General features: G+C 55.4%; 21 protein-coding genes, 1 rRNA gene, 1 other RNA gene, 1 pseudogene and 1 riboswitch. Of the genes and pseudogenes, 18 read left to right on the top strand and 6 right to left on the bottom strand.

Translation table 11 applies throughout. The features are described 5' to 3' along the window. Window positions 1-67 precede the first annotated feature (67 nt). Window positions 68-976, top strand: a complete 909-nt coding sequence (locus FTE24_RS02620; protein ID WP_150235623.1) for a YitT family protein — start codon at window positions 68-70, stop codon at window positions 974-976. 255 nt (window positions 977-1,231) lie between these two features. Next, window positions 1,232-2,326, top strand: a complete 1,095-nt coding sequence (locus FTE24_RS02615) for a hypothetical protein (RefSeq protein WP_150235625.1) — start codon at window positions 1,232-1,234, stop codon at window positions 2,324-2,326. Window positions 2,327-2,460: 134 nt separating this feature from the next. On the opposite strand, the pseudogene tadA reads toward FTE24_RS02615, so the two are convergent. From tadA to motA, 3 genes and pseudogenes are all read right to left on the bottom strand, one after another. Then, window positions 2,461-2,937 (bottom strand): annotated as a pseudogene (gene tadA, locus FTE24_RS02610) (tRNA adenosine(34) deaminase TadA); the annotation flags it as partial. Window positions 2,938-3,166: 229 nt separating this feature from the next. Beyond that, entirely contained in the window at window positions 3,167-4,000 is an 834-nt protein-coding gene (locus tag FTE24_RS02605) for a flagellar motor protein MotB (protein WP_150235629.1), read from the bottom strand. Next, window positions 3,984-4,784: a flagellar motor stator protein MotA gene (gene motA / locus FTE24_RS02600; RefSeq protein ID WP_141447886.1), complete on the bottom strand. Its 801-nt coding sequence runs from the start codon at window positions 4,782-4,784 to the stop codon at window positions 3,984-3,986. Before motA ends, FTE24_RS02605 begins: the two co-directional genes overlap by 17 nt. Window positions 4,785-5,182: 398 nt before the next feature. On the opposite strand from motA, the gene FTE24_RS02595 reads away from it, so the two are divergent. Next, on the top strand, window positions 5,183-5,476 hold the full coding sequence (locus FTE24_RS02595) for a hypothetical protein (protein WP_150235631.1): 294 nt from the start codon (window positions 5,183-5,185) through the stop codon (window positions 5,474-5,476). Between the two features lie 184 nt (window positions 5,477-5,660). Here the strand turns inward: FTE24_RS02595 and FTE24_RS02590 are convergent, their stop codons facing one another. Together FTE24_RS02590 and FTE24_RS02585 are read right to left on the bottom strand one after the other, a co-directional pair. Beyond that, window positions 5,661-6,149: a GNAT family N-acetyltransferase gene (locus FTE24_RS02590; protein WP_150235632.1), complete on the bottom strand. Its 489-nt coding sequence runs from the start codon at window positions 6,147-6,149 to the stop codon at window positions 5,661-5,663. Between the two features lie 265 nt (window positions 6,150-6,414). Continuing rightward, the gene (locus FTE24_RS02585; protein WP_141447889.1) at window positions 6,415-6,885 is read right to left on the bottom strand and encodes a C40 family peptidase; all 471 of its coding nucleotides are present in this window, start codon (window positions 6,883-6,885) and stop codon (window positions 6,415-6,417) included. A 7-nt stretch (window positions 6,886-6,892) separates the two neighbouring features. Then, window positions 6,893-7,031, bottom strand: a riboswitch (cyclic di-AMP (ydaO/yuaA leader). A gap of 448 nt (window positions 7,032-7,479) precedes the next feature. Here FTE24_RS02585 and FTE24_RS02580 point away from each other — a divergent pair. Next, the gene (locus tag FTE24_RS02580; protein ID WP_141447890.1) at window positions 7,480-7,992 is read left to right on the top strand and encodes a YwhD family protein; all 513 of its coding nucleotides are present in this window, start codon (window positions 7,480-7,482) and stop codon (window positions 7,990-7,992) included. 97 nt (window positions 7,993-8,089) lie between these two features. Here FTE24_RS02580 and FTE24_RS02575 read toward each other — a convergent pair whose 3' ends face one another. After that, on the bottom strand, window positions 8,090-8,767 hold the full coding sequence (locus FTE24_RS02575) for a DNA-3-methyladenine glycosylase (protein WP_150235634.1): 678 nt from the start codon (window positions 8,765-8,767) through the stop codon (window positions 8,090-8,092). Window positions 8,768-9,007: 240 nt separating this feature from the next. On the opposite strand from FTE24_RS02575, the gene FTE24_RS02570 reads away from it, so the two are divergent. The 14 genes from FTE24_RS02570 to FTE24_RS02505 form a co-directional block, all read left to right on the top strand. Then, entirely contained in the window at window positions 9,008-9,442 is a 435-nt protein-coding gene (locus FTE24_RS02570; RefSeq protein ID WP_150235636.1) for a DUF1934 domain-containing protein, read from the top strand. Next, on the top strand, window positions 9,432-11,111 hold the full coding sequence (argS, locus tag FTE24_RS02565) for an arginine--tRNA ligase (protein WP_150235638.1): 1,680 nt from the start codon (window positions 9,432-9,434) through the stop codon (window positions 11,109-11,111). The genes FTE24_RS02570 and argS overlap by 11 nt, the downstream gene beginning before the upstream one ends. 177 nt (window positions 11,112-11,288) lie before the next feature. Continuing rightward, window positions 11,289-11,789, top strand: coding sequence for a DNA-directed RNA polymerase subunit delta (gene rpoE / locus FTE24_RS02560; RefSeq protein ID WP_237401601.1), 501 nt, complete (start codon window positions 11,289-11,291; stop codon window positions 11,787-11,789). 318 nt (window positions 11,790-12,107) lie between these two features. After that, entirely contained in the window at window positions 12,108-13,712 is a 1,605-nt protein-coding gene (locus FTE24_RS02555; RefSeq protein WP_150235640.1) for a CTP synthase, read from the top strand. Window positions 13,713-13,957: 245 nt separating this feature from the next. Continuing rightward, window positions 13,958-14,326: a response regulator gene (locus FTE24_RS02550; RefSeq protein WP_141447896.1), complete on the top strand. Its 369-nt coding sequence runs from the start codon at window positions 13,958-13,960 to the stop codon at window positions 14,324-14,326. Window positions 14,327-14,481: 155 nt separating this feature from the next. Beyond that, complete coding sequence (gene fba / locus FTE24_RS02545) at window positions 14,482-15,336, top strand: class II fructose-1,6-bisphosphate aldolase (RefSeq protein ID WP_141447897.1); 855 nt, start codon at window positions 14,482-14,484, stop codon at window positions 15,334-15,336. 237 nt (window positions 15,337-15,573) lie between these two features. Then, window positions 15,574-16,827: a UDP-N-acetylglucosamine 1-carboxyvinyltransferase gene (locus FTE24_RS02540; RefSeq protein WP_150235642.1), complete on the top strand. Its 1,254-nt coding sequence runs from the start codon at window positions 15,574-15,576 to the stop codon at window positions 16,825-16,827. A gap of 192 nt (window positions 16,828-17,019) precedes the next feature. Next, the gene (gene rho, locus FTE24_RS02535) at window positions 17,020-18,372 is read left to right on the top strand and encodes a transcription termination factor Rho (protein ID WP_141447899.1); all 1,353 of its coding nucleotides are present in this window, start codon (window positions 17,020-17,022) and stop codon (window positions 18,370-18,372) included. Window positions 18,373-18,455: 83 nt separating this feature from the next. Further along, window positions 18,456-19,730, top strand: coding sequence for a radical SAM protein (locus FTE24_RS02530; protein ID WP_141447900.1), 1,275 nt, complete (start codon window positions 18,456-18,458; stop codon window positions 19,728-19,730). A gap of 162 nt (window positions 19,731-19,892) precedes the next feature. Next, window positions 19,893-20,160, top strand: an RNA gene (gene ffs, locus FTE24_RS02525) — signal recognition particle sRNA large type. A 220-nt stretch (window positions 20,161-20,380) separates the two neighbouring features. Further along, complete coding sequence (gene dnaX / locus FTE24_RS02520; RefSeq protein WP_150235644.1) at window positions 20,381-22,126, top strand: DNA polymerase III subunit gamma/tau; 1,746 nt, start codon at window positions 20,381-20,383, stop codon at window positions 22,124-22,126. A 60-nt stretch (window positions 22,127-22,186) separates the two neighbouring features. Further along, on the top strand, window positions 22,187-22,501 hold the full coding sequence (locus tag FTE24_RS02515; RefSeq protein WP_141447902.1) for a YbaB/EbfC family nucleoid-associated protein: 315 nt from the start codon (window positions 22,187-22,189) through the stop codon (window positions 22,499-22,501). A gap of 26 nt (window positions 22,502-22,527) precedes the next feature. After that, complete coding sequence (gene recR, locus FTE24_RS02510; protein WP_141447903.1) at window positions 22,528-23,124, top strand: recombination mediator RecR; 597 nt, start codon at window positions 22,528-22,530, stop codon at window positions 23,122-23,124. A gap of 724 nt (window positions 23,125-23,848) precedes the next feature. After that, window positions 23,849-24,169, top strand: a 16S ribosomal RNA gene (locus tag FTE24_RS02505); the annotation flags it as partial.

Here is a 24,169-nt window from a genome sequence, read left to right as displayed (position 1 = left end):
CGTGAACCTATCCGTACGCGACCGAACATTATAGCAAGTATCCATGCATAGGGAAGGACAGTGAATAATGAATGAAACGTTAACCAAGCCGCCTGCCCGCAAGCCTTCTGCGCCGCGTGCCCATCACAAAAGACCGTTCTCGCAAATTTTGCTCCGAACCTTTTTTATCATATTCGGAGCAGTGATGGTGGCCGTAGCGCTGGAGTTGTTTCTCGTACCCAACAATATTACCGACGGCGGTATTACCGGCATCTCTGTCATGGCTTCGTACCTCAGCGGTTGGAAGCTCGGGATCTTCCTGTTCATTCTGAATCTGCCGTTCCTGATCGTCGGGTACAAGCAGATCGGCAAAACGTTCGCTTTGTCGACGCTGCTCGGCATTACCATTCTGTCGATCGGCACCGTCCTGCTGCACCCGGTACAGGCTTTCGTGACGGATACGCTGCTGGCGTTCGTGTTCGGCGGTATTTTCCTCGGCGTCGGCACGGGGATCGTGATCCGCAACGGCGGCTCGCTCGACGGAACGGAGATCATCGCCATTCTCGTATCGCGCAAAACGCCTTTTTCGGTCGGAGAGATCGTCATGTTCGTCAATTTGTTCATTTTGTCGGGCGCCGGCTTCGTCTTCGGTTGGGATCGCGCGCTGTTCTCGATTCTCGCGTATTATATCGCCTACAAGATGATCGACGTGACGATCGAAGGCATGAACGAATCCAAATCGGTCTGGATCATCAGTGATCAGATCGACGATATCGGCAACGCGATCCTGGATCGGCTCGGACGCGGCGTTACGTATTTGGCGGGCGAAGGAGGCTTTACGGGCGATCCCAAAAAAGTCATTTTCTGCGTCATTACGCGGCTGGAAGAAGCCAAACTCAAAGAAATCGTGAATCAATTCGACGACAACGCTTTTCTGGCGATCGGCAATATTCACGACGTCAAAGGCGGGCGCTTCAAGAAAAAAGATATCCACTAACTCTTTGAATGTGAATAACAGGATATTTAGGCAGGACTTAAGAATGTGTTTGGTTCTTGGGTCCTGTCTTTTTTGTGAGTCGTAATGTCCAATTTTGGCATTTTGAAACTTTTTGAAAAAGGTTCACGTATACTTAGACATGTCCGGAACGCCAGAAGGCCGATGAAGTTAGCCAGTTTCGATGTTTAGGCGATTGGGTAAGAGGGTAACAGGACGTATTAAAACACATATAGACTTGAAGGGGAGACAACAAACATGAACAAAAAATTATTCGGAAGCTTTGGCGCACTGGTAATGGCCGGTACGCTCGTATTGTCCGGCTGCGGCAACAATGCGGCAAGTCCCGCGGCGAAAGTCGAAGAAACGCCGAAAGCGCTGCTCAAAGCTTCGGTCGCAAGCGCAATGACCGCGACATCTTATCAAATGGACAGCAACTTCACGCTGAACGAACTGACGGTTGCGGTTCCGCCGAGCAGCGCGGACACGGCAAGCGTGGACCAGGTTGTCAGCATGCTCAAGGGCGCGGAATTCAACGTGAAGACCGTGTACCAGGGCGAGCCGATGCAAGCCGAGATGAATCTCGAAGTGAAGCTCAAAGGCGATATGGAGATGACCATCAAGCTTCCAATCGTCATGACCAAAGAAAAAATGTACGTCAAAGTGCCGAACATCGCGCTTCTGCCGCTGCCTGAGAACCTGATCGGCAAATTCATCGAGATCGACATGAAAGAACTGGCTGCCGAACAAGGCACCGAGTTCAACGAAGCGATGCTTGATCCTAAAAACTCGCAAAAACTTAGCGCTGACGTGAGCGCGGCCGTATTGGACAGCTTCGACGAAGCCAAATACTTCAAGAAAGTCGCTGTCGGCGAAGCCGGACTTCCTGAAGGCGTAACGGCCGAAGACGTAGTACGCTTCGAAGTCACGAACGACAACGTCAAAGACGCGATCACGACACTCGTGAACGTAGCCCTGCCTAAAGTGATCGACACGATCAATACGCCGGAATATCGCGAGATGACGGGCGTGACAGAGCAGGAACTGAACGACGCCAAAAAAGAACTGAGCACCAAAGACAACGCGGAAATGAGCAAAAACCTGGACGAACTGAAAAACTACCTGACGGTCAACACGTTCCAACTGGACACGGCGTTGAACGCGGACAAGTTCCCGGTTCACCAAAAAATGACGATGGACATCAACTTCCAGGATACCGAGTCGAGCACGTCGGGCAAAGTCTCCATGACAGGTTCGTCGACGTACAGCAAAGTGAACGAAAAGCAGACGTTTGAAGTCGGCATCCCGACTGATACCGTTACGCTGGACGAACTGGAAAACATGAACTACTAAGCCATCGCATCTGTTCCAAACAGCAAAGGCGGCCCTCCAGGGCCGCCTTTTTTTTGCTTCGTGCGCTTTTATGAGACCGGCGCACCCGGATCCGGCTCGTCGCCCGCTTCGAGCAGCAGGTCGACTTCCGCGCGGCGCAGCGCTTTGCGTTCTTTCATGCGCACGCGAAGCCCGCGGAAAAAAGCCGACAGCATCTCGGCGCATTCTTCCCGGAGCACGCCTTCGATCAGATCGGTCCGATGGTTGAAGCGCGGCTCCTGCAGCAGGTTCATCAGCGTGCCGGCACAGCCGGCTTTGGGATCGGGTGTCCCGTACACGACGAGCGGCACGCGGCCCTGCACGATGGCTCCGGCGCACATCGGGCACGGTTCCAGCGTGACGTACAGGGTGCAGTCCAGCAGCCGCCAGGCGCCGATCCTCTCGCTGGCTTCGCGGATCGCGATCATCTCCGCGTGAGCGGTCGCGTCATGCGTCGTCTCGCGCAGATTGTAGCCGCGTCCGACGATCTCGCCGCCGCGCACGATAATCGCGCCGATCGGAACTTCGCCGAGCGCTTCCGCTTTGCGCGCTTCTTCGAGCGCCAGGCGCATCCAGTGTTCATGATCTTCCAGCGGGGCAGCTTCCAAAATGGTAAAACTCCTTTCGTTCAGGGCCGTTATCAGGCAGCAGTATTCATCGAACATATATTCCGTTGTTAACATACTGTGCACAGAATTGTGGATAAGTAGCGACTAGTCCACAGGGTTATGCACATATTTTACATTATGATTGGGCATTTGTGAATCGCCTGTGGATAAATAAAAGCCCCTTTCCGAAGAAAGAGGCTGGAAAAGATTACGGTTAAGGTGAAGTGGCATTGCTTGTGCTGATTTTGTTCTCCGAGTCCTGATAATTCCGGATAATCGACACTTCGACCCGCCGGTTCTGGGCGCGTCCCGAAGCCGTCGCGTTCGAAGCGACCGGGTGATATTCGCCTGCCGCGGTCGAGGTGAAGCGTACCGGATCGAGATTCTTGTTTTTGAGCAGCACCTGCATGAAGTTGTTGGCCCGGCCCGAACTGAGATCCCAGTTCGACTTGAACGCGTCGTTGGAGATCGGAACGTTATCGGTATGGCCGATGACCTGAATGTTGTAGCCCGGGAAGTTCTTCAGGATGTTCGCGATCGCCGCAGCGAGCGTGCGGGAGTTCGGCTTCACGGTCGCTTCGCCGGAAGCGAACAGCGCTTTGTCGCTGATCGTGATCTGCAGCTGCGATTGATTAAGCTTCGTGTCGAGCTGGTTGCTGAGCCCGTTGCTGTTGATGTAGCTGTCGAGCTGCTTTTTGAGCTTGGTCAAATCTTCTTGTTCTTTTTTCTTGAGCTTAGCCAGCGTGTCGTCGGCCGTGTCTTTCTTCGTAACGGCCGCTTTCTCCGCCGCCATCTGCTCGACCGTTTTCGATCCGTCCTGCGTTTTGCTGTCTTCGGTGGTGGAGGTGTGCTCCATGATGCCTTTGCCGCCGTTGAACACGGAGTCAAAAGCTTCGGCCATCGCTTCGAACTTGCTGACGTTGGCCGAACTCATGGCGTACAGTACGATAAAGAGGGCGAGCAGCAGGGTCATAAGGTCCGAATAGGGAAGAAGCCAACTCTCGTCGGCATGTTCTTCATGGTGTTCCGGTCTAGCTTTCTTGGCCACCCGAAGCGCCTCCCTTTTCTTCTAATTTTTTGCGTTCCGTAGGTGTCAGGAAGACGGCGAGCTTTTGGTTGATGGCAATCGTCGAGACGCCGGATTGGATAGACAGCAGGCCTTCGACCATCATCATGCGCACTTCGACTTCTTTTTTGGAGATCCGTTTGAGCTTGTTGCAGATCGGGTGGGAAATGACGTACCCGACGAAGATACCGAGCAGGGTCGCGATAAAGGCCGCGGCGATGGCGTGCGCCAGCTTGTTCATGTCTTCCAACTCGCCGAGCGCGGCGATCAGGCCGACTACGGCGCCGAGAACGCCCAGCGTTGGAGCGTACATGCCGGCTTGGGAAAAGATTTGCGCGCCGACGCGGTGACGTTCTTCCATCGCGTGAATGTCTTCCATCAGCACGTCGCTGACAAATTCCTGATCGTTGCCGTCGATAATCATCCGCATGCCGTTGCGCAGGAAATCGTCGTCGATTTCATCCACTTTGGATTCGAGGGCCAGCAGGCCTTCGCGGCGGGTGATCGAGGCCCATTCCATGAACATGCCGACCAATTCGCTTTTGTCGATCATTTTCGGTTTGAACAGGAAGATTTTGACGAGCTTCGGGAAGTTTTTGAGATCGCTCATTGGGAAGCCGACGAATATGGTTGAAACGGTGCCCCCGATAATGATAAGATAGGCCGCCGGCACCATCAGGGAACCGAGCGGGGCGCCTTTGAGGATCATGCCGACGAAAATGGAGACTAGAGCTAGGACCAGACCGATAAGAGACGATAATTCCATGTAAGCACCTCATCCATGAGAATATAAAACATTCATAAGCACGGCCATCCCTGGCCTGTGTGTACGGCAAGAAACGAAACTGACCTACGTATGCGACCTTCGGGTACCTTGAGCGGTTCGATGTGCGGTTCCAGCCGGCAGCGGAATTTAACGCGATCAAGGTTCCCGGATGTGTTCGAAGTCTGGCCTTTCATGATCCGTCCGTTTGCCCGAGTAGGAAGGCTGTAACAGTCAAAATCGACGAAGCTGGTATCATGAAGTGGTTTTTGACTAAAAACACCCTACGGCTCGATATGTTTTTTATCGACAGGGGGAGCTTTTTTTTTAAGAGATAAATTGCGCTATAATGAAAATAAGATAGTCGGTTCACAATAATGTACGAAAAAGGAGCGGAAACAATGGGAGTTAAACACGGAAGAGATTACGCGGATATTTTGCAGGACTTGACGAAAGCGGTCTCATTGATTCCGGACAGCTATCTGTTTTTCGAGATGGAAGCGGAAGACTGGGAACGGATGGAGGCGCCGGACCGGCTGGAAGTGCATGAAGCGCTGGCCGAAGACCTGTTCTACGCGCTCGGCACTACGCCGTCAATTGAGGTGGGCAGCGCCGTGGTAATCCACGACACGGACCTGCATCGCATCAATATCCTGATCGGCGACAAACAAATGACGTTCGTGGCGTTGGTCTGAACCGCTTCGAAGAACGCGGGAGAGGTCTATGAAGCGGTCTATAATGAAAGAAGCCGTTAAGGAACCGGTATCCTAGCAGACCGGATACGCCGAACATGCCGCCGCGAAGATCTTCGCGGTCGGCAGCTGAACATGGATATCGTCATGGAAAGAATTCGTGCGCCGAAGCGGACGTGCGCCGGCTCTACGAGTCCGCGGGCGGCTGATACACCATACAGTAGAACGGCTTGAGGCCCGAAGGCGTCATCCGTTCGTAGAGATCGGTAATGGCGAAGCCGGCTTTGCGGTAGGCTTTGATGGCGCGCTGGTTCCACGTCAGCACTTCCAGGTCGATCTCCTGGCCCGGAATGCGCCGCAGCGCTTCTTCGGCGACGGCGCGCACGTAAGCCGCCCCTAAGCCGCGTCCGCATAGATCCGGACGCATGCCGATCCCGAGGCGGGTCGTGCCGCCGAGCGGGAAGAGCTGGGCGAACCCGCAGAAAAGTTCGCCCTCATAGACCGACATATACTGCTGTTCGCGCAGCTCGGGATCGCCGAATTCGATCCCGAGCTGTTTGACCTGCTCCCAGGGCATCCACCCGTAGATGTCGTACGGCGGCTCGTACCGCCAACCGCAAATGATTTCCGCTTCCCACTCCGTTAACGGACGAATATCGAACCTCTTCGCGTTCATGTTTCTCACTCCTGTTCAAAAAGGGATCACGAAATGTAAAAAAGGCGTTTAGGCGTCCGGGCGGCGGGTAATATTTCGTAACGACGAAAAAGATCGGCGCGTTTGAAACCTTTTCAGGCGCAGCACCGTTTAAAGGGCAAGAGAAACGGCGGCCGACGCCAAGCAGACATGAAAAAACCGCATCGGATGATTGCAGTCATCCAATACGGCCGTTATATTCATTACGCTCATTCATGAATTCGCATAAAAGCAGTCGAAGAAAAGGTTATTCGGCAACAAAAGAGTTATACGTGTACGTGCTCATTACGCGAGACGCACCGACATAACGTTCGGCATAATAACTAGAGCTCAGGTTGTCGTAACGAACTCCGTTCGAAGACGACGAATGGGCGAATTTGCCGTTGCCTACATAAATGCCCACATGCGAAATGCCTCTGCCCGTCGTGTTGAAGAAGACGAGGTCTCCGGCACGCAGGTCGCTGCGGTCGATCTTGGCTCCGGCGCTGTATTGCGACGAAGATTGACGCGGCAGATCCACGCCGAGTTTGTCGAAGACGTAGCTCGTGAAGCCCGAGCAGTCGAATCCGTTAAGGCTTGTGCCCGCAGTGCGGTATGGCGTTCCAAGTGCTGAATCGATTACGTTGTCCAATTGGGAATCTGCATGTGCGTTTCCTGCGCCCGCTACGCTAAAAGCGATGGCGAGTCCCATTACTGCGGCTGTCAGCTTCTTCTTCAAAGACATTGTACCCCTTCCGTTTTGCCTGCGAGGTTAGCTTAAGGATTCGGTTGAGAAGGTCCCCCTATGACTCCTTCGTTGCGAAGTCAATTCACCCATAACTGGTTCCCCCGCTCCCCGGTGCCGGAATTCGGCTTAGATCTTGGTTTGCACCGAAAAGCTTCGTGTCGGATCGTCGTTGTGTCGATATTTGAAGCAGCTTCTATGGCTTGAAGCAAAGTTTACAAAGTTGTTACTACTCACAAAACACATTGTAGCAAAGGACTTAGCCGTTGGCAAACCTTTATTTAACATTATTTTGGTGCGCGTTTGACGCGGACCTTCCACCAAAAGCAGCAATCCCGCACGGCTGCGCGGTTTTGCGGAAGTTAAAAAAGGTGACATTTGTTTGAATTCAAGTCGTTTCGCTATGGAAAAAACCTCTGAAAAGCGCTTAACCCTACGGTTTATCGAGCCGGTATCCGGGTTTTTTTGTTTTGCTTTCGTCTTTTTATCGGATAGAATAGAAGAAGATGAAGAGTTTTAAGAAAAAAGCATGTGTTTTTGCAAGAATTTGGATGAATTTATTCGCCGAAAGGGGCTCGGATTCCCGTTATGGACCAAAATCAGACAGGTAAAAAACAGCTTGGGCTCAATATCATCAGCAGCAGCCAAAAAAGCAGCAAGCATAAGGGCTTCGGCACGGGCGCCATCAACTTGAACAACGTATCCCCGATCATTATAGACGAAGGCGAAGCGAAGATCGACGTGGGCGCCATGCATGCCAAGAGCAAAGTGGAGCGCGGCATCAAGTTCACGGCCGAACGCGCCGATGCGGAAGGCGGCCGCCGGGTATGGCTCGTCTGGGTCGCGGTGGACAAGACGGAAGAAGGCGGCAGCTACGCGGGAGCGACGGCGTGCGAGATGTGGATCAACAGCGAGACGAAGCGAGGCTTCAAGATTCTCGCCGACCACGTGAACAAGCTCGATTACGCGATCAAGCGGAAGATCATTCTGAACGAGATGGACAACGAAGCGAGAGCGGCGCTCAAGACGCTGCTGACGGCGCACAACGAAGAATGGTGGAACCGTTCGCCGGAAGAACTCAAGCAGGCGTTGGACGTCTAACGGCCGCAATTTTGCGGCAGCGGCAAAAAGCGTCGGTCCCTTGCGGGATCGGCGCTTTTGCTTTTTTATTCTTACGGGCTTCCTCTCCGCTGCACCGTTACACAAAAAACGGTTTGGGCGAATGGGCTTTGTCTTTCACCGAGACGTACGGATGGTCCTTGAGGAAGAACCGCCACGGCTTGGCCGCGTATTCTTCCGCGTAATCGATATTGATGCGCGGTCCGCACAGCAGCTCCAGTGAAGAGGGATCGTCGCCGGCTTCGAGGTAGAGCGGGCTCGTCGGCACCGTCAGGCGGCAGCCGTTGAACGATTTGTCGACGTCGAGCGCCCGGCACAGCTTGCCCGGGCCGCCGGACAGGTCGGACGCTTTTTTGGATTTGATTTTGCGGAAAAAGCGCATGCGGCGTTCGTCTTCTTCGGTCAGCGGCTCCACGGCGCGGATCAGCACGGCCTGCGGATCGTCTTGTGATCCCGTGACGACGTTCAGGCAGTGGTACATGCCGTAGATCAGGTAGACGTAGGCCGTTCCGCCAGCGCCGAACATGATCTCCGTGCGCGGGGTGCGCCGGCCGCCGTAGGCATGGCTGCCTTTGTCTTCGATCCCTCCGTAGCTCTCCGTCTCGATGATCCGGCTGCGGATCTCCCCGAACTCGGTGCGGCGCACCAGAGTCTGGCCCAGCAGCCGCGGAGACGCCTCCAGCGCGGTCGAAGCGAACAGGAACGGAGGCAGCGGGCGGAAAGCGCCCTGCGCCGGGTGCGGCGTGAGTGGCTGCATCGGAATTCCTCCTTTTGGCGGATGATCGGTTGACTGCACCCGCGTTCTTCCCTATTTTAATAAACGTTCGGGGAAGGAGTAAATCCGCATCGAAGCGCAGCGTTCGCGTACCGGCGCCGGAAGTCGGTTTTTTTTGCCCGCAGCCGGTTTGCAGTCGTCGAAAGCACTAGGTCCCCATACCGGAATATGCTATAGTACTATAGAAGAAATCTTCGTTAAACGGATTGGAGCGGAAGCGCTATGCCAGGCATGAGCCGCGTCCTGATTACGATTGTCAGCAAGCAGGACGAAGAGACGGTGAAGCAGACGCTCGCCGGACAGCTTTTTCAAAAAGACAACGCCTTGTACGTCCGCTACGAAGAACCCGGCGCGAACGGCAGTCCGGGCAGTGTGCGAACGCTGGTCAAGGTCACGGAGGAAGAATTGAAAGTCATCCGCCACGGCGAGGTCGAATCGGAGCAGTCCTTCCGCCTAGGAAGCAGCCTGCCTGGTTTTTACCGTTCGCCTTACGCGCGTTTTGCGCTTGTTACCCATACCCGGGACCTGCGCGTGCGCATGCAAGGCGCTGCGGGAGAGATCCATTGGGCGTACGAGCTGGAAGTGCACGACGCCATCTCGGGCCATTTTGCCGTTAGCTTAACCATACAGGAGGAAGTCAACCGATATGACGATTAACCCGCTACAACAGCTTGAAGATACCGTGAAACAGGCCGTCGCCCAGGCGATCGCCAAAGCCGGCCTCGTGGCCGAAGCCGATATTCCGGACATCGCGCTGGAGGTACCCAAAGACAAGACCCACGGCGACCTGTCCACCAACGCGGCCATGCAGCTGACCCGCCTTGCCAAGAAGAACCCGCGCCTGATCGCCGAAGCGATTCTGGAGAACCTGGACCGCGAAGCGGCCGGGATCGAACGGACCGAGATCGCCGGACCGGGCTTCATCAACTTTACGCTGAACAAAAGCTATCTGTACCCGGTCGTCGGCACGATTGCGTCGCAGGGCGCCGATTACGGACGGATCGAGGACGGCAAAGGCAAACGCGTCCAGCTCGAATTCGTCAGCGCCAACCCGACCGGCAGCCTGCACCTGGGCCATGCCCGCGGCGCGGCCGTCGGCGATGCGCTGTGCAACGTGCTCGATTTCGCCGGTTACGACGTGACGCGCGAATACTATATCAACGACGCCGGCAACCAGGTGATGAACCTGTGCGTCTCGATCGAAGCGCGCTACCTGCAGGAACTCGGCCAGGACGCCCAGATGCCGGAAGACGGTTATTACGGCGAGGACATCAAAGGCTTCGCCAAGGAACTGGTCGAACTCGAAGGCGATCGTCTGGTGTCGATGAGCCAGGGCGAACGGATGGAATATTTGCGCACATACGGTCTGGAAAAAGAAATGCAGAAGATCCGCCGCGACCTGGACCGTTTCCGCGTGAACTTCGACGTCTTCTTCAGCGAAACGTCGCTGTACGAAAACGGCCAGGTGCTGGACGCGCTCGACGAGCTGCGCAGCCGCGGCGAAGTGTTCGAAGAAGACGGCGCCACGTGGCTGGAGACGACCAAATACGGCGACGACAAGAACCGCGTGCTGATCAAAAACGACGGCACGTACACTTACCTGACGCCGGACATCGCATACCACCGCGACAAGTACGCGCGCGGCTTCGACAAGGTCATGAACATCTGGGGCGCCGACCACCACGGGTATATCCCGCGGATGAAAGCGGCCATGCAGGGACTCGGCAACGATCCGGAGAAGCTGATCGTACTGATCGCACAGATGGTCAGCCTGTTCCAGGGCGGCGAGAAAGTCAAAATGTCCAAGCGGACCGGCAAAGCCGTGACGATGGAAGAGCTGATGGACGAAGTGGGCGTCGATCCGATGCGTTACTTCTTCACCATGCGCAGCATGGACTCGCATCTGGACTTCGACATGGACCTTGCCGTGTCGACGTCGAACGAGAACCCGGCGTTCTACGTGCAGTACGCGCATGCGCGTATCTGCAGCATTTTCCGCCAGGCCGAAGAGCAGAAGGTGACCGTGCTGCCGCTTGAGCAGGTCGACCTGAGCAAGCTGACGGCCCAGCACGAATACGACCTGCTGCGCAAGCTCGGCGAGCTGCCGGAAGAGATCCGCATCACGGCCGAAGGCTACGCGCCGCACCGCCTGACGCGTTATGTGTACGAAGTGGCCGCGATGCTGCACAGCTACTACAAAGCGGAGCGCTTCATTACGGAAGACGCCGCCGTGACCCAGGCCCGCCTGGCGCTGCTCGGTGCCGTGCGCACCGTCATTGCGAACGTGCTGCGCCTCATCGGCGTATCGGCGCCGGAACGGATGTAGGCGGCTTTTTTCCCGACATGTGAAAAATCGTCCGCGCTTCTTGCATTTTGCGCGCGGATGCGTTTTACTTAGGTTGACTTTTTCTGCACGACCGAATTGCATTACGTTTTGAGAGGAAGTGTCCATTTGGCACCTGCACCGATTGAATTGTCGATCGATACCGAGAAAATCCGCGAAATGCCCATGGTCGATCTGGCCTTTTTGATTTTGAAGAAAGCCAACGAACCTTACTATTATCCGGATCTGATGAAAGAAGTCGCGCGTCATCGCGGCCTTACCAACGAACAGGCGACGAACATGATTGCCCAGCTCTACACCGAGATCAACATCGACGGCCGCTTCGCGTGCGTCGGAACGAATCTCTGGGGTCTGAAACGCTGGTATCCGCTGGAGAAATCCGAAGATCCGGTCGTGGGCGCCAAGCGTCCGCGCATCATCAACGACGAAGACGACGACGATCTGGACGAAGATCCGGTATTCAGCGCCGACGAAGAAGAAGATGCGAATGACGAAGACGACGATCTGTTCGACAACGACGAAGACGACGTGGACGAAGATGTAATCGTCGACGATGAAGTCGAAGACGAAGAAGAAGAGATCGAAGGCGAAGAACTGGACGAAGAGGAAGAAGAGGAAGACGAAGAAGAAGAGGAATTCGAAGGCGAAGAAGGACGCTAAGCGTCCGGTTTCGCAAGTTCCGCTTTGCTTCACGCTCTCTTTTGCGCGGGCCTGTGCAGGCAGGGGAAAAGGACCGAACGTGCGCCTTTTCCCTGCTTGACAGCCTTTCGGTCAGAAGGTAAACTATTGCTTGGGCTTCTGATTTAGGTACGGACTTATATGGAAAAAACGTTAAAAGTGCCCCGTGGACACGGGTGTCACTTTTTTTGTTTTTTATAGGGTATTTTCCATACGCACAGCCATCCAAACATGCGGAATCACTCATGACGCCGGACGTTTTTGATCGATCCATTATTATCGTACAGGGGGTTTTTTACAGTGACCAAGTATATCTTCGTAACGGGCGGAGTCGTGTCTTCGCTCGGCAAAGGCATCACGGCCGCGTCGCTCGGCAGGCTTTTGAAGAACAGAGGACTGAAAGTGACGATCCAGAAATTCGATCCTTACATCAACGTGGACCCGGGAACGATGAGTCCTTACCAGCACGGCGAAGTGTTCGTGACCGACGACGGGGCGGAAACGGACCTCGACCTCGGGCACTACGAGCGCTTTATCGATATCAACCTGTCGAAGAACAGCAACGTGACGACGGGTAAAGTGTACTCTTCGGTCATCAGCAAAGAGCGCCGCGGCGAATACCTGGGCGGAACCGTTCAGGTCATCCCGCATATTACGAACGAGATCAAGGAGCGCATCATGCGCGCCGGACGCGAATCCGGTTCCGACGTCGTCATCACCGAAATCGGTGGTACGGTAGGCGACATCGAGAGTCTTCCGTTCCTGGAATCCATTCGCCAGCTTCGCAGCGACGTGGGCCGCGACAACGTGATGTACATTCACGTGACGCTTATTCCTTACATTAAAGCAGCCGGCGAGATCAAGACCAAGCCGACCCAGCACAGCGTCAAGGAACTGCGCAGCATCGGGATCCAGCCGAACGTGATCGTCTGCCGGACGGAATACGAATTGTCCGAAGACACCAAAGCGAAGATCGGCCTGTTCTGCGATCTGGACAAAGACGCCGTCGTGGAATGCCGCGACGCGGCGACCCTGTACGAAGTGCCGCTGAACCTGCGCGCCGAAGGACTGGACGAGATCGTCGTCAAGCACCTGAAGCTCGACACGCCGCAGCCGGACATGACGGAATGGGAAGCGCTCGTCGAGCGGATCGGCAAGCTGGAGAAAACGGTCGAAATCGCGATCGTCGGCAAGTACGTCGCGCTGCATGACGCTTACCTCAGCGTGGTCGAGTCGCTGTCGCATGCCGGCTTCGACGCGAACGCGGACGTGAAGCTGCGCTGGGTCGACGCGGAAGAACTGACGGAAGAGAACGTCGAAGACAAGCTCGGCGGACTCGGCGGCATTCTCGTGCCGGGCGGCTTCGGCGACCGCGGCATCGAAGGCAAGATCACGGCGATCCGTTATGCCCGCGAGAACAACGTACCGTTCTTCGGTATCTGCCTCGGCATGCAGGTCGCGGTAATCGAATACGCGCGCGCCCTGGCCAACATGGACGGCGCCAACAGTTCGGAGATCGATCCGGCGACGACTTTCCCGGTCATCGACCTGCTGCCGGAACAAAAAGATATCGAGGATCTCGGCGGCACGATGCGCCTTGGCCTCTATCCTTGCAAACTGGTGGACGGATCGCTCGCGATGCAGTGCTACGACGACGAACTCGTCTACGAAAGACACCGTCACCGGTACGAGTTCAACAACGCGTATCGCGAACAGATCGAAGCGGCGGGTCTCGTCATCTCCGGCACGTCGCCGGACGGCCGCCTGGTCGAAATCGTCGAACTGCCGAACCATCCGTGGTTCCTGGCCGTACAGTTCCATCCGGAATTCACTTCCAGACCGAACCGTCCGCAGCCGCTGTTCCGCGAATTCGTCAAAGCCGCCATCACGTACTCGATCGACTGATTCCACGGAAGGTCCGGATTCAACCCGGGCCTTCTTTTTTATGCGCACTTATTTTTCGCGGGCGTTTGGGAAATATTCGGTCTTCCTGCCGGAATTAGCAGGAAACCGCCATTAAAAGTCGAATACTTCTCAGAGTCGAACGGACGCCGAACAAAAGGGGAATTCCTGCACGCATAGAGAACGTCCGGCGGCGGTCGGAGCAAGCTCCGGCGCGGCGGAAACAAAACGGGGGAGGACAAACAAACATGAGCGAACACAAAATATTGATCGTGGACGACCAGAACGGGATTCGCATGCTTTTGACGGAAGTGTTCGGAAGCGAAGGTTACAAAACGTACCAGGCGGCCAACGGCAAAGAGGCGCTTGAGCTGCTGCAAAAAGACCGTCCGGATCTCGTACTGCTGGACATGAAAATTCCCGGTATGGACGGCCTGGAGATTCTGCGCCATATCAAGGCTTCCGATCCCGACATCAAAGTGATCATGATGACCGCCTACGGCGAGCTCGACATGATCAAGGAAGCGAAGGACCAGGGGGCGCTGATGCACTTCACGAAGCCGTTCGACATCGACGAGATGCGCCTGGCCGTCGGAAGATACCTGCGGGGAGAATAGAGGAGAAAAGAGGTGTCCGAGCCTCTTTTTGTTCATGTAAAATCCTTGTAAGTTTACAACCTGCCTGTTTTGTATTTGCGGCGAGAGTGGTATAATAGGTAAGTATGGATGTCGGCTCAATACAGAAATCCAACATTTAATTAGGAGGAACAACCATGCCATTAGTTTCGATGACAGACATGTTGAACAAAGCTCTCGAAGAAAAATACGCGGTAGGTCAGTTCAACATCAACAACCTGGAATGGACCCAAGCCATCCTGGGCGCTGCCGAAGAAGAGAAATCCCCTGTAATTCTGGGCGTATCCGAAGGCGCGGCTCGCCACATGGGCGGTTTCAATACAGTCGTGAAAATGGTTGAAGGCCTGCTGCTGGACATGAGCATCACTGTTCCGGTTGCCATTCACCTCGACCACGGTTCGAGCTTCGACAAGTGCAAAGCGGCTCTCGACGCCGGCTTCACTTCCGTCATGATCGACGGCTCGCACCACCCGATCGAAGAAAACATCGAAATGACGAAAAAAGTCGTCGAGTACGCTCATGCCAAAGGCGCTTCGGTTGAAGCGGAAGTCGGCACGGTAGGCGGACAAGAAGACGACGTCATCGGCGGTATCCAGTATGCGGATCTGAACGAATGCGTACGCATCGTAAAAGAAACCGGCATCGACACGCTGGCTCCGGCACTCGGTTCCGTACACGGTCCTTACCACGGCGAACCGAACCTGGGCTTCAAAGAGATGGAAGAGATCCGCGACGCGGTCAACCTTCCGCTCGTTCTGCACGGCGGCACGGGTATCCCGACTCACGATATCCAGAAGTCGATCTCCCTGGGCACGTCGAAGATCAACGTGAACACCGAGAACCAAATCGCGTTCGCCAGAGTCGTTCGCGAAGTGCTGGCTGCCAAGCCTGACGCTTACGATCCACGTACGTTCATCGTACCGGGCCGCGACGCGATCAAAGCTACCGTGATCGGCAAAATCAAAGAATTCGGTTCGAGCAACAAAGCCTAAGCTTCGCTTGGGATGACCGAACGCCCTTTTGGGCGCGGCGTCGATTTTTTATTGCAAAATCCGAAGCAGTCCTTCATTATGGAAAGATCACCGTTCAAGCGGTGGCTTTCCATTTTGTTTTACACTCAAACTTTTTTTTCCGAAAAACAGGCAGGCCATTTTGGTCACGAACACACATTATACGACTTTCATTCTTTTTCGAATGGCTGCACATCACGTAGGGGGACCTTTGAACTTATGGAGAAATTAATGATCACCGGTGGACGTCCGCTCCAGGGAACGGTCACGATCAGCGGTGCGAAGAACAGCGCCATAGCGCTCATTCCGGCAGCGCTGCTTGCGGATTCCGAAGTGATATTGGATAATCTCCCGCTGCTTAGCGACGTAGCGGTTTATTCCGAGATTCTGGAAGCGCTGGGTGCGCGGGTATCCTGGGAAGGCAGTCAGATGCGGATTGATCCTTCGAACGTCAAGTCGATTCCGATGCCTAACGGCTCGGTCAAGAAACTTCGGGCTTCCTACTATATGATGGGCGCTTTGCTGGGCAAGTTCGGCGAAGCTTTGATCGGGCTTCCGGGAGGCTGCAATTTCGAGCCCCGTCCGATCGATCAGCATATCAAAGGCTTCGAAGCGTTGGGCGCGACCGCGGTCAACGAACACGGCGCGATTCATTTGCATGCGGAAGAACTGCGCGGCACGAAGATTTACCTCGACGTCGCAAGCGTGGGCGCGACTATCAACATTATGCTGGCGGCTGCCAAAGCCACAGGTTCCACCATGATCGAAAATGCGGCCAAAGAGCCTGAAATCATAGACGTAGCGACTTTGCTGAATTCCATGGGAGCCATCATCAAAGGCGCCGGCACGGAGACGATCCGGATCGAAGGCGTTCAGAAACTGCACGGCTGCCGACATTCGATTATTCCCGACCGTATTCAGGCCGGTACTTATATGATTGCCGCCGCGGCCACGCGCGGCAACGTCCTGATCGACAGCGTCATTCCGAAGCATCTGGAGGCTTTGACCGCCAAGCTGCAGGAAATCGGCGTAACCGTCGAAGAAATGGACGAGAGCATCCGGATTATCGGCGGGCCGAACTATCAGCACGTCGACGTGAAAGCGCTCGTCTATCCCGGCTTCCCGACCGATCTGCAGTCGCCGATGACCAGCCTGCTGACCCAGGCCGAAGGCGCAAGCGTGCTCAGCGATTTCGTCTACAGCAACCGCTTCAAGCACGTGCCCGAACTGGTTCGCATGGGCGCGAAGATTCGCGTCGAAGGCCGCTCCGCGGTCATCGAAGGCGGTCCGTTGAACGCGGCCAAAGTACAGGCGGCGGATCTGCGCGCGGGAGCGGCGCTTGTCATCGCGGGCTTGACCGTGGAAGGCGGCGTCACCGAGATCGAAGGCGTCGAGTATATCGACCGGGGTTACGACAACCTGGTCTCCAATCTTCGCAACCTGGGCGCCGACGTATGGCGCGAGACGACCTGATTTTGCTGCAGGCACGGCTTCGGCCGTGTCCGCATTTTTTTGATTTTGGATTTTTTGGTATCATCTTTTGCAAAACGGGTAATGGTTTTCATCGATGGACTTTTCATCTTCGTTTCTTTTCATTTCCAGACNTCCCGCAGGGGAGCCGAGACGAAGCTTTCCAATATAAAATTGAATAGGTGGTTATCTTACATGGATTTGCAAATTTCCGATCTGGAAGAAATGAAACTAACCGATCTGTATAAATTGGCTAAAAAGTACCAAATACCGTACTACGGCCAAATGAAAAAACGCGAATTGATCTTCGCGATCCTGCGCGCCCAGGCCGAACAGAGCGGTCTGATGTTCATGCAGGGCGTACTTGAAGTGCTGCCGGAAGGCTACGGCTTCCTGCGTCCGATCAACTATCTGCCCAGCACGGAAGACATCTACATCTCCGCTTCCCAGATCCGCAAATTCGATCTGCGCAGCGGCGATCTCGTCTCCGGCAAATGCCGGGCGCCCAAAGAAAACGAACGTTATTTCGGCCTGCTCCAGGTCAATGCGGTCAACGGGCAAGACCCGGCCACCGCAGCGGAACGTCTGCATTTCCCTGCGTTGACGCCGCTGTATCCGGAGAAAAAGCTGTCGCTCGAAACGACTCAAAACCGCGTTTCGGCGCGAATCATGGACCTGCTCGCGCCTGTCGGGCTCGGCCAGCGCGGCCTGATCGTCGCTCCGCCCAAAGCGGGCAAAACGCAGCTGCTCAAAGAAGTGGCGAACAGCATTTCCGAGAACAATCCGGAAATCGAACTGTTCGTGCTGCTGATCGACGAGCGTCCCGAGGAAGTGACGGACATGCAGCGTTCGGTTCGGGGCGAAGTCGTGGCTTCGACTTTTGACGAACTGCCGGAGAACCATATCAAGGTCGCCGAGCTCGTATTGGAACGCGCGCTGCGGATGGTCGAGCACAAGAAGGACGTCGTCATCCTGCTCGACAGCATTACCCGTCTGGCCCGGGCGTACAATCTGGTCATTCCTCCGTCCGGCCGTACGCTGAGCGGCGGTATCGATCCGGCCGCGTTCCACCGGCCCAAGCGCTTCTTCGGTTCGGCGCGCAACGTCGAAGAAGGCGGCAGCCTGACCATTCTGGCGACTGCCTTGATTGACACCGGCTCCAGAATGGACGATATTATCTATGAAGAATTCAAGGGTACCGGCAACATGGAACTGCATCTGGACCGGAAACTGGCCGAACGCCGGATCTTCCCGGCGATCGATATCCGCCGCTCGGGCACGCGCCGCGAGGAGATGCTGCTGTCCAAGGAAGAGCTGGATACCGTCTGGCATATCCGCAAGAACATGAACGACTCGTTCGACTTTATCGAAGGCTTCCTCAAGAAGCTGAGAAACTGCGAGAAGAATGCCGAGTTCCTGGCTTCTTTCGATACGACCGCCGACAGCAAGACCGGCTCCAAGCCGGCTTCGTCGTCGAAAAGCAGCGGAAGTTCGTCTTCCGCCGCGACGAAACGCCCGGCGCGGACCGCTTCCGTCACCAGCAAGTAAATTAACGATTAGGCCACACGCACACTACAACGGTTCACGCTTCAGCGAACCAAGCGCAAGCCCGCTAAAAGGAGACCTTACTCATGCATCTGGTTTATGCCGACGAGAACGGCAACGTATACGATCACCCCGAACTGCTCGCTTTGGCGCGCAGCGCCGATATGATTATCGAAATTATGGACGACGAACTGATTCCGCTGCCGGACGGCGCGACCCTGGTCGGCCTGCCGAGCACCAAGCCTGTCGCGCTCGATCCCGAGAGCGGCGAGATGATGGCGCTCGAAGGCATGCAGGCGGTAGGCGCCCTGCTTCCGCAAGGGTTTACCCGCCTCGCCCTGCCCGGCTACGTGAAGACGGACAAAGAATATAAGCTGCCGTTGTTCGGCTATTCCGCGGTCGTCTGGAAAGACGGGCGTTTCTACGTGACGGCCGAACAATGCGACGACCCGGAAAAGTGGAACCCGGAAAACTGCGATACCCGCGAACTGAACACGAAAGTGCACGATTTTATCGAAAAGTATCCCGATAACCGCCTGTACCAGCATTTGTCGAACTGCGCGCTCGGCTATGAATGCCTGACGTCGTCGAATACGTTCCTCGGCCGCTGGGAAGGCGGCGTGCCGGTCTCTTACTCGTGCAACGCCGGCTGCTTCGGCTGCATCTCCGAACAGCCCGACGACAGCGGCTTCGTCGCGCCGCAGACGCGCATGAACTTCCGTCCGCGCACGGAAGAAATGGTTCAGGTCATGATGGAGCACCTGACCACGCCGGAATCGATCATCAGTTTCGGGCAGGGCTGCGAAGGCGAGCCTTCTACCCAGGCCAAGCTGATCATTGAAGCAATCCGCGAAGTGCGCTCGCGCACCGACATGGGCTACATTAACATCAACACCAATGCCGGCTTGTCCGACCATATCCGCGGCATCGTCGACGCGGGTCTGGATCTTATGCGCGTCAGCACGATCAGCGCGCTGGACGACCACTACAACGCGTATTACAAACCGCGCGGCTATACGCTTGCGAACGTCGAGAAATCGATGGCTTACGCGGCGAAGCAGGGCGTGTATACGTCGATCAACTATTTGATCTTCCCGGGCGTTACGGACCGCGAGGAAGAGATCGAAGCGATGATCGAATTCGCGCGCCGCACCGACCTCAAATTGATCCAGATGCGGAACCTGAATATCGACCCGGAAAGCTACATCGAACTCATTCCGCCTGCCCAGGGAGATATCCTCGGCATGAAGCAGATGCTTGAGATCTTCCGCGAAGAACTGCCGAACGTCGTGATCGGCTCGTACACCCACGTGCCTCCGATGGATCAGCGCCGGGCGAAACCTCCGGTCGGGCTCGTATAAGACTCGCTTGAAAAGCAAGGCGAATAAGCCCGGCGAATGAATCGTCAGGCTTATTTGCTATTCCCTTCCGGTTTCTCGAAGCAAAGAGGACCTTCCCGCGGCCGGCTGCAACATTGCCGGCCTGTTTGCGTTTTCTCTTTTCATCCCGTATAATAAAAAGTGCCGTGCTAGATGGGGAGGTAGCGGTGCCCTGTAACTCGCAATCCGCTATAGCGAGGTTGAATTCCCGTTCGAGGTCATGCTCTGTAAGGTTTGGTCTCTACACATAATGTTGACGGTTGGGTCCTCCGCAATGAGCACCTGTGAACCTGGTCAGGTCCGGAAGGAAGCAGCCATAAGCAGGTTCGCTCTTGTGCCGGAGGGTGGCCTGGCCCGAGTTGTTGTGTAGAGGTGCCGCTTGGATGGCATCGTATCGAAGGCGGGTGCACGGTTTTATTTTATCTGTTAAACGACCGACATCTTTGCCGCAGGCAGAGGTGTTTTTGTTTTTTTATCGTTAAAAAATTCGGCGAAAAAGTTGGATTTGCGTCCTGCAAAAGGCCGGCGCGTCGTTTTTATCCGCACCGAAATATAGTATAATACAGGAACGACGACGATTCATTTTTAGTCAATGGAACCCGATTCGAAGTTCGATCAAGAAGGAGCCGCCGATGGAACATATTGCGCTTTACCGGGCTTGGCGACCTCAGTCGTTCAAGGACATGGTAGGACAACAGCATATTATCCGAACGCTGCAGAATGCCATACGCGAACAGCGGGTGTCCCATGCCTACCTGTTCAGCGGACCGCGGGGTACGGGCAAGACAAGTGCCGCCAAGATACTGGCCAAAGCCGTCAACTGCGAAAAAGGGCCCGCTCCCGAACCGTGCAACGAATGCGAGACGTGCAAGCGCATCTCGTCGGGAGCGGTGATGGACGTGCTGGAGATCGACGCCGCCTCCAACCGGGGCGTGGAAGAGATCCGCGATCTGCGCGACAAGATCAAATACGCCCCGACCGAAGTGCGGCGTAAAGTGTATATTATCGACGAAGTGCACATGCTTACGACGGAAGCGTTCAACGCGCTGCTGAAGACGCTGGAAGAACCGCCGGAGCATGCCATGTTCATTTTGGCCACGACGGAACCTCACCGGCTGCCGGCCACGATCATCTCGCGCTGCCAGCGGTTCGACTTCCGCCGCGTGTCGCTTGAGGAGCAGACCGGACGGCTGTCCGAGATCTGCCGCGAAGAGAAGATCGAAGCCGAAGACAGCGCCCTGCAGTACATTGCGCGGCTGTCCGACGGCGGGATGCGGGACGCGCTCAGCGTGCTCGATCAGATCTCCGCGTTTACCGACGGCAAAGTGACGTACGACCAGGTACTGAACATGACCGGCGGCATCGCTTCCGAACAGTTTTCGGCTTTGGCCGCTTCGCTGTCCGCGCAAGACGCCGGCGGCGTGCTGCAGACGGTCGAAGGCTGGATGCAGGAAGGCAAGAGCGCGGACAAGTGCATGGAGAACCTTCTCTATTACTTCCGCGACCTGCTGATGATCAAAATGGTGCCGAACGCGGAACATATGACGGAGAGAGTGCTCGACGCCGCGTCTTTTGAGGTGGTGGCGGAACGTTTTTCCAAAGAAAGTCTGTTCCGCACGATCGACACGCTCAGCCGCTACCAGAACGAGATGAAGTATGCGGCCAATCCGCAGATGCTGTTCGAAGTGGCGCTGCTGAACCTGGTCAGTCTGGGCGAAGGGTCCGAAGCGGCCCCGCACCGCGAAGCTTCCGCTTCGAACGGCGCTTCGGTCGACTCCCAGGCCGTCAAACGGCTCGAAGGCAGGATCGCCGAGCTGGAGAAGAAGCTGGACCAGGCTGTGCGCAGCGGCGTTCAATCTTCCGGAGGAGGCGAAGCGTCGGGCAGCCGCCCGGCCGTTCGGCAGAATACGCCCCGCATCTCCCGGATGGCGAAGCTGCCTTCGCATATGGATCAATACCTGGCGCGAAGAGACGATGCTTCGTTCAACGAGATCCGCGGCAAGTGGAATCAGGTGCTTCAGCGGGTAAAAGAAGAAAAGGTGACGGTTCACGCCTGGTTTACGAACGGAGAGCCGGTGTCGGCGCTGGACGATTCCGTCCTGGTCGCGTTCAAAAATGACATTCACCGCGAGACGATCGAAAAGCCGGCCAACCGCCAGGTGGTGGAACAGGTCATGAACCAATGCCTGGGCGGCGAATGGCATCTGGTCACGATCATGCAGAAAGATTGGAACGATTCCGCGGAATCGGCTTCTTCTTCGAAGTCCGAATCCGAAGTGCTGGAGCTGCAGCAGGAAGAAGCAGGCGGCAGCAAAGAACCCTGGGTAGACGAAGCCTTAAATCTGTTCGGGGAAAATCTGGTTGTCATTAAAGAATAAATACTGCCCGGCACGCCGCCATGCGGGGATGCCGAGGCCCATCCCAAAGGAGAGATCCCGATGAACAACAACATGAACCAAATGATGAAGCAGGTCAAGAAGATGCAGGAACAAATGATGAAAGCCCAGGAAGAACTCGGCACGAAAAAAGTCGAAGGCACTTCCGGCGGCGGCGTGGTCAGCGTTGAAGTCAACGGCCACAAAAAAGTGATCGCGATCAATATCAAACCCGAAGCGGTGGACCCGGACGACGTGGAAATGCTGCAGGACCTGATCCTGACGGCCGTTAACGACGCGCTGACCAAAGCCGAGGAACTGGCCAACCAGGACATGGGCAAATTCACGAACGGCATGAAAATCCCGGGTCTGTTCTAAACTATTCGTAAAAGGGAAGTGTGGCCTTGCATTATCCGGAGCCGATTGCCAAACTGATCGAATCTTTCAGCCGTCTGCCCGGGATCGGGCCCAAGACGGCGGCGAGACTCGCTTTTCATGTGTTGAATATGAAAGAAGACGACGTGATCGACTTCGCCAAGGCGCTTGTCAGCGTCAAACGCAATCTGCATTACTGCACCGTGTGCGGCAATATTACCGATACCGATCCGTGCCGGATCTGTCAGGACAAGTCCCGCGACGCTTCTGTCATCTGCGTCGTGCAGGATGCCAAAGACCTGGTCGCGATGGAGCGGACCCGCGAGTTCGACGGATATTACCACGTCCTGCACGGCGCGATCTCTCCTATGGAAGGAATCGGTCCCGATGACATCCGCCTGAAGGAGCTGTTGACCCGCCTCAGCGACGAACGCGTACAGGAATTGATTCTGGCAACCAACCCGAATATCGAAGGGGAAGCGACGGCGATGTATATTTCGCGCCTTGTGCGTCCGTTCGAGATCAAAGTGACGCGGATTGCCCACGGCCTGCCGGTAGGCGGAGACCTGGAGTATGCGGACGAAGTCACGCTCTCCAAAGCTCTCGAAGGACGCAGGGAGCTGTAGGACGATCGTTATGCAGAACAAGCAAATAGCGGCGGCAGTCGGCCTTTGGGTCGGCTGCCGTATTTTTTATGCCGATTTCGTAAAATGCGGCTGACAGCGAAGCGTTTTCATTGTATAATCCATTTATTGTTGTTCAGCGGCCGTTTTCGTGAAGAAATAGGCGAAGATAAAAAAGTGAGTAAAAATGCAGAATTGTGTTGACTTGCTATCTGGCTGCGTGATACATTAATAAACGGCTCTTCGAGGCCAACCCTTTTACAGCCAACCAAAGAAATCGGCACTGAAAAAGAATTTGAAAAAAGTGCTTGACGAACTGCTTGCCACTGTGATAGGATATAAAAGTCGCCGCTGAGATGCGGTGGTGAACGAAAGAAACGAGCAAGNAGTAACACCCATGAATAACACCTATAAGATTAACGAGTTTGTTCTTTGAAAACTGAACAGTGAGTAACGAGAATCACGGAACCCAGCCGGGCCAAGTGATTCGAGGAACCGCGCTTAGCGAAAGGTTATGATCTTCGGATCTTATCTCTGAAACTTCAGCACGGTTTAGAGTGAATATAGGGAATGCAAATTCCCGCCACGTTTTAACGAGCACATGGTGCTTTCTTTAAAAAGCGAAGATCAAGTGACCGCTTGGTTCAAAGCCTTGGCCCACATTGTGATTGCTTAAATGGCATGCCATTTAAGCNTTTGAAGTCGCGGTTGCGAAAGTGTTCGCAACTTAATGGAGAGTTTGATCCTGGCTCAGGACGAACGCTGGCGGCATGCCTAATACATGCAAGTCGAGCGGATTGGATGAGAAGCTTGCTTCTCTGATAATTAGCGGCGGACGGGTGAGTAACACGTAGGCAACCTGCCTTTCAGTCTGGGATAACTTCCGGAAACGGATGCTAATACCGGATACATCGTTTCTCTGCATGGAGAGATGAGGAAAGACGGCGCAAGCTGTCACTGAGAGATGGGCCTGCGGCGCATTAGCTAGTTGGTGGGGTAACGGCTCACCAAGGCGACGATGCGTAGCCGACCTGAGAGGGTGAACGGC

The organism is Saccharibacillus sp. WB 17 (assembly GCF_008634075.2).
Taxonomy (GTDB): Bacteria; Bacillota; Bacilli; order Paenibacillales; family Paenibacillaceae; genus Saccharibacillus; species Saccharibacillus brassicae.
Note: the sequence above shows the minus strand (reverse complement) of the source record. Positions and strands in the feature narration are given on the sequence as shown.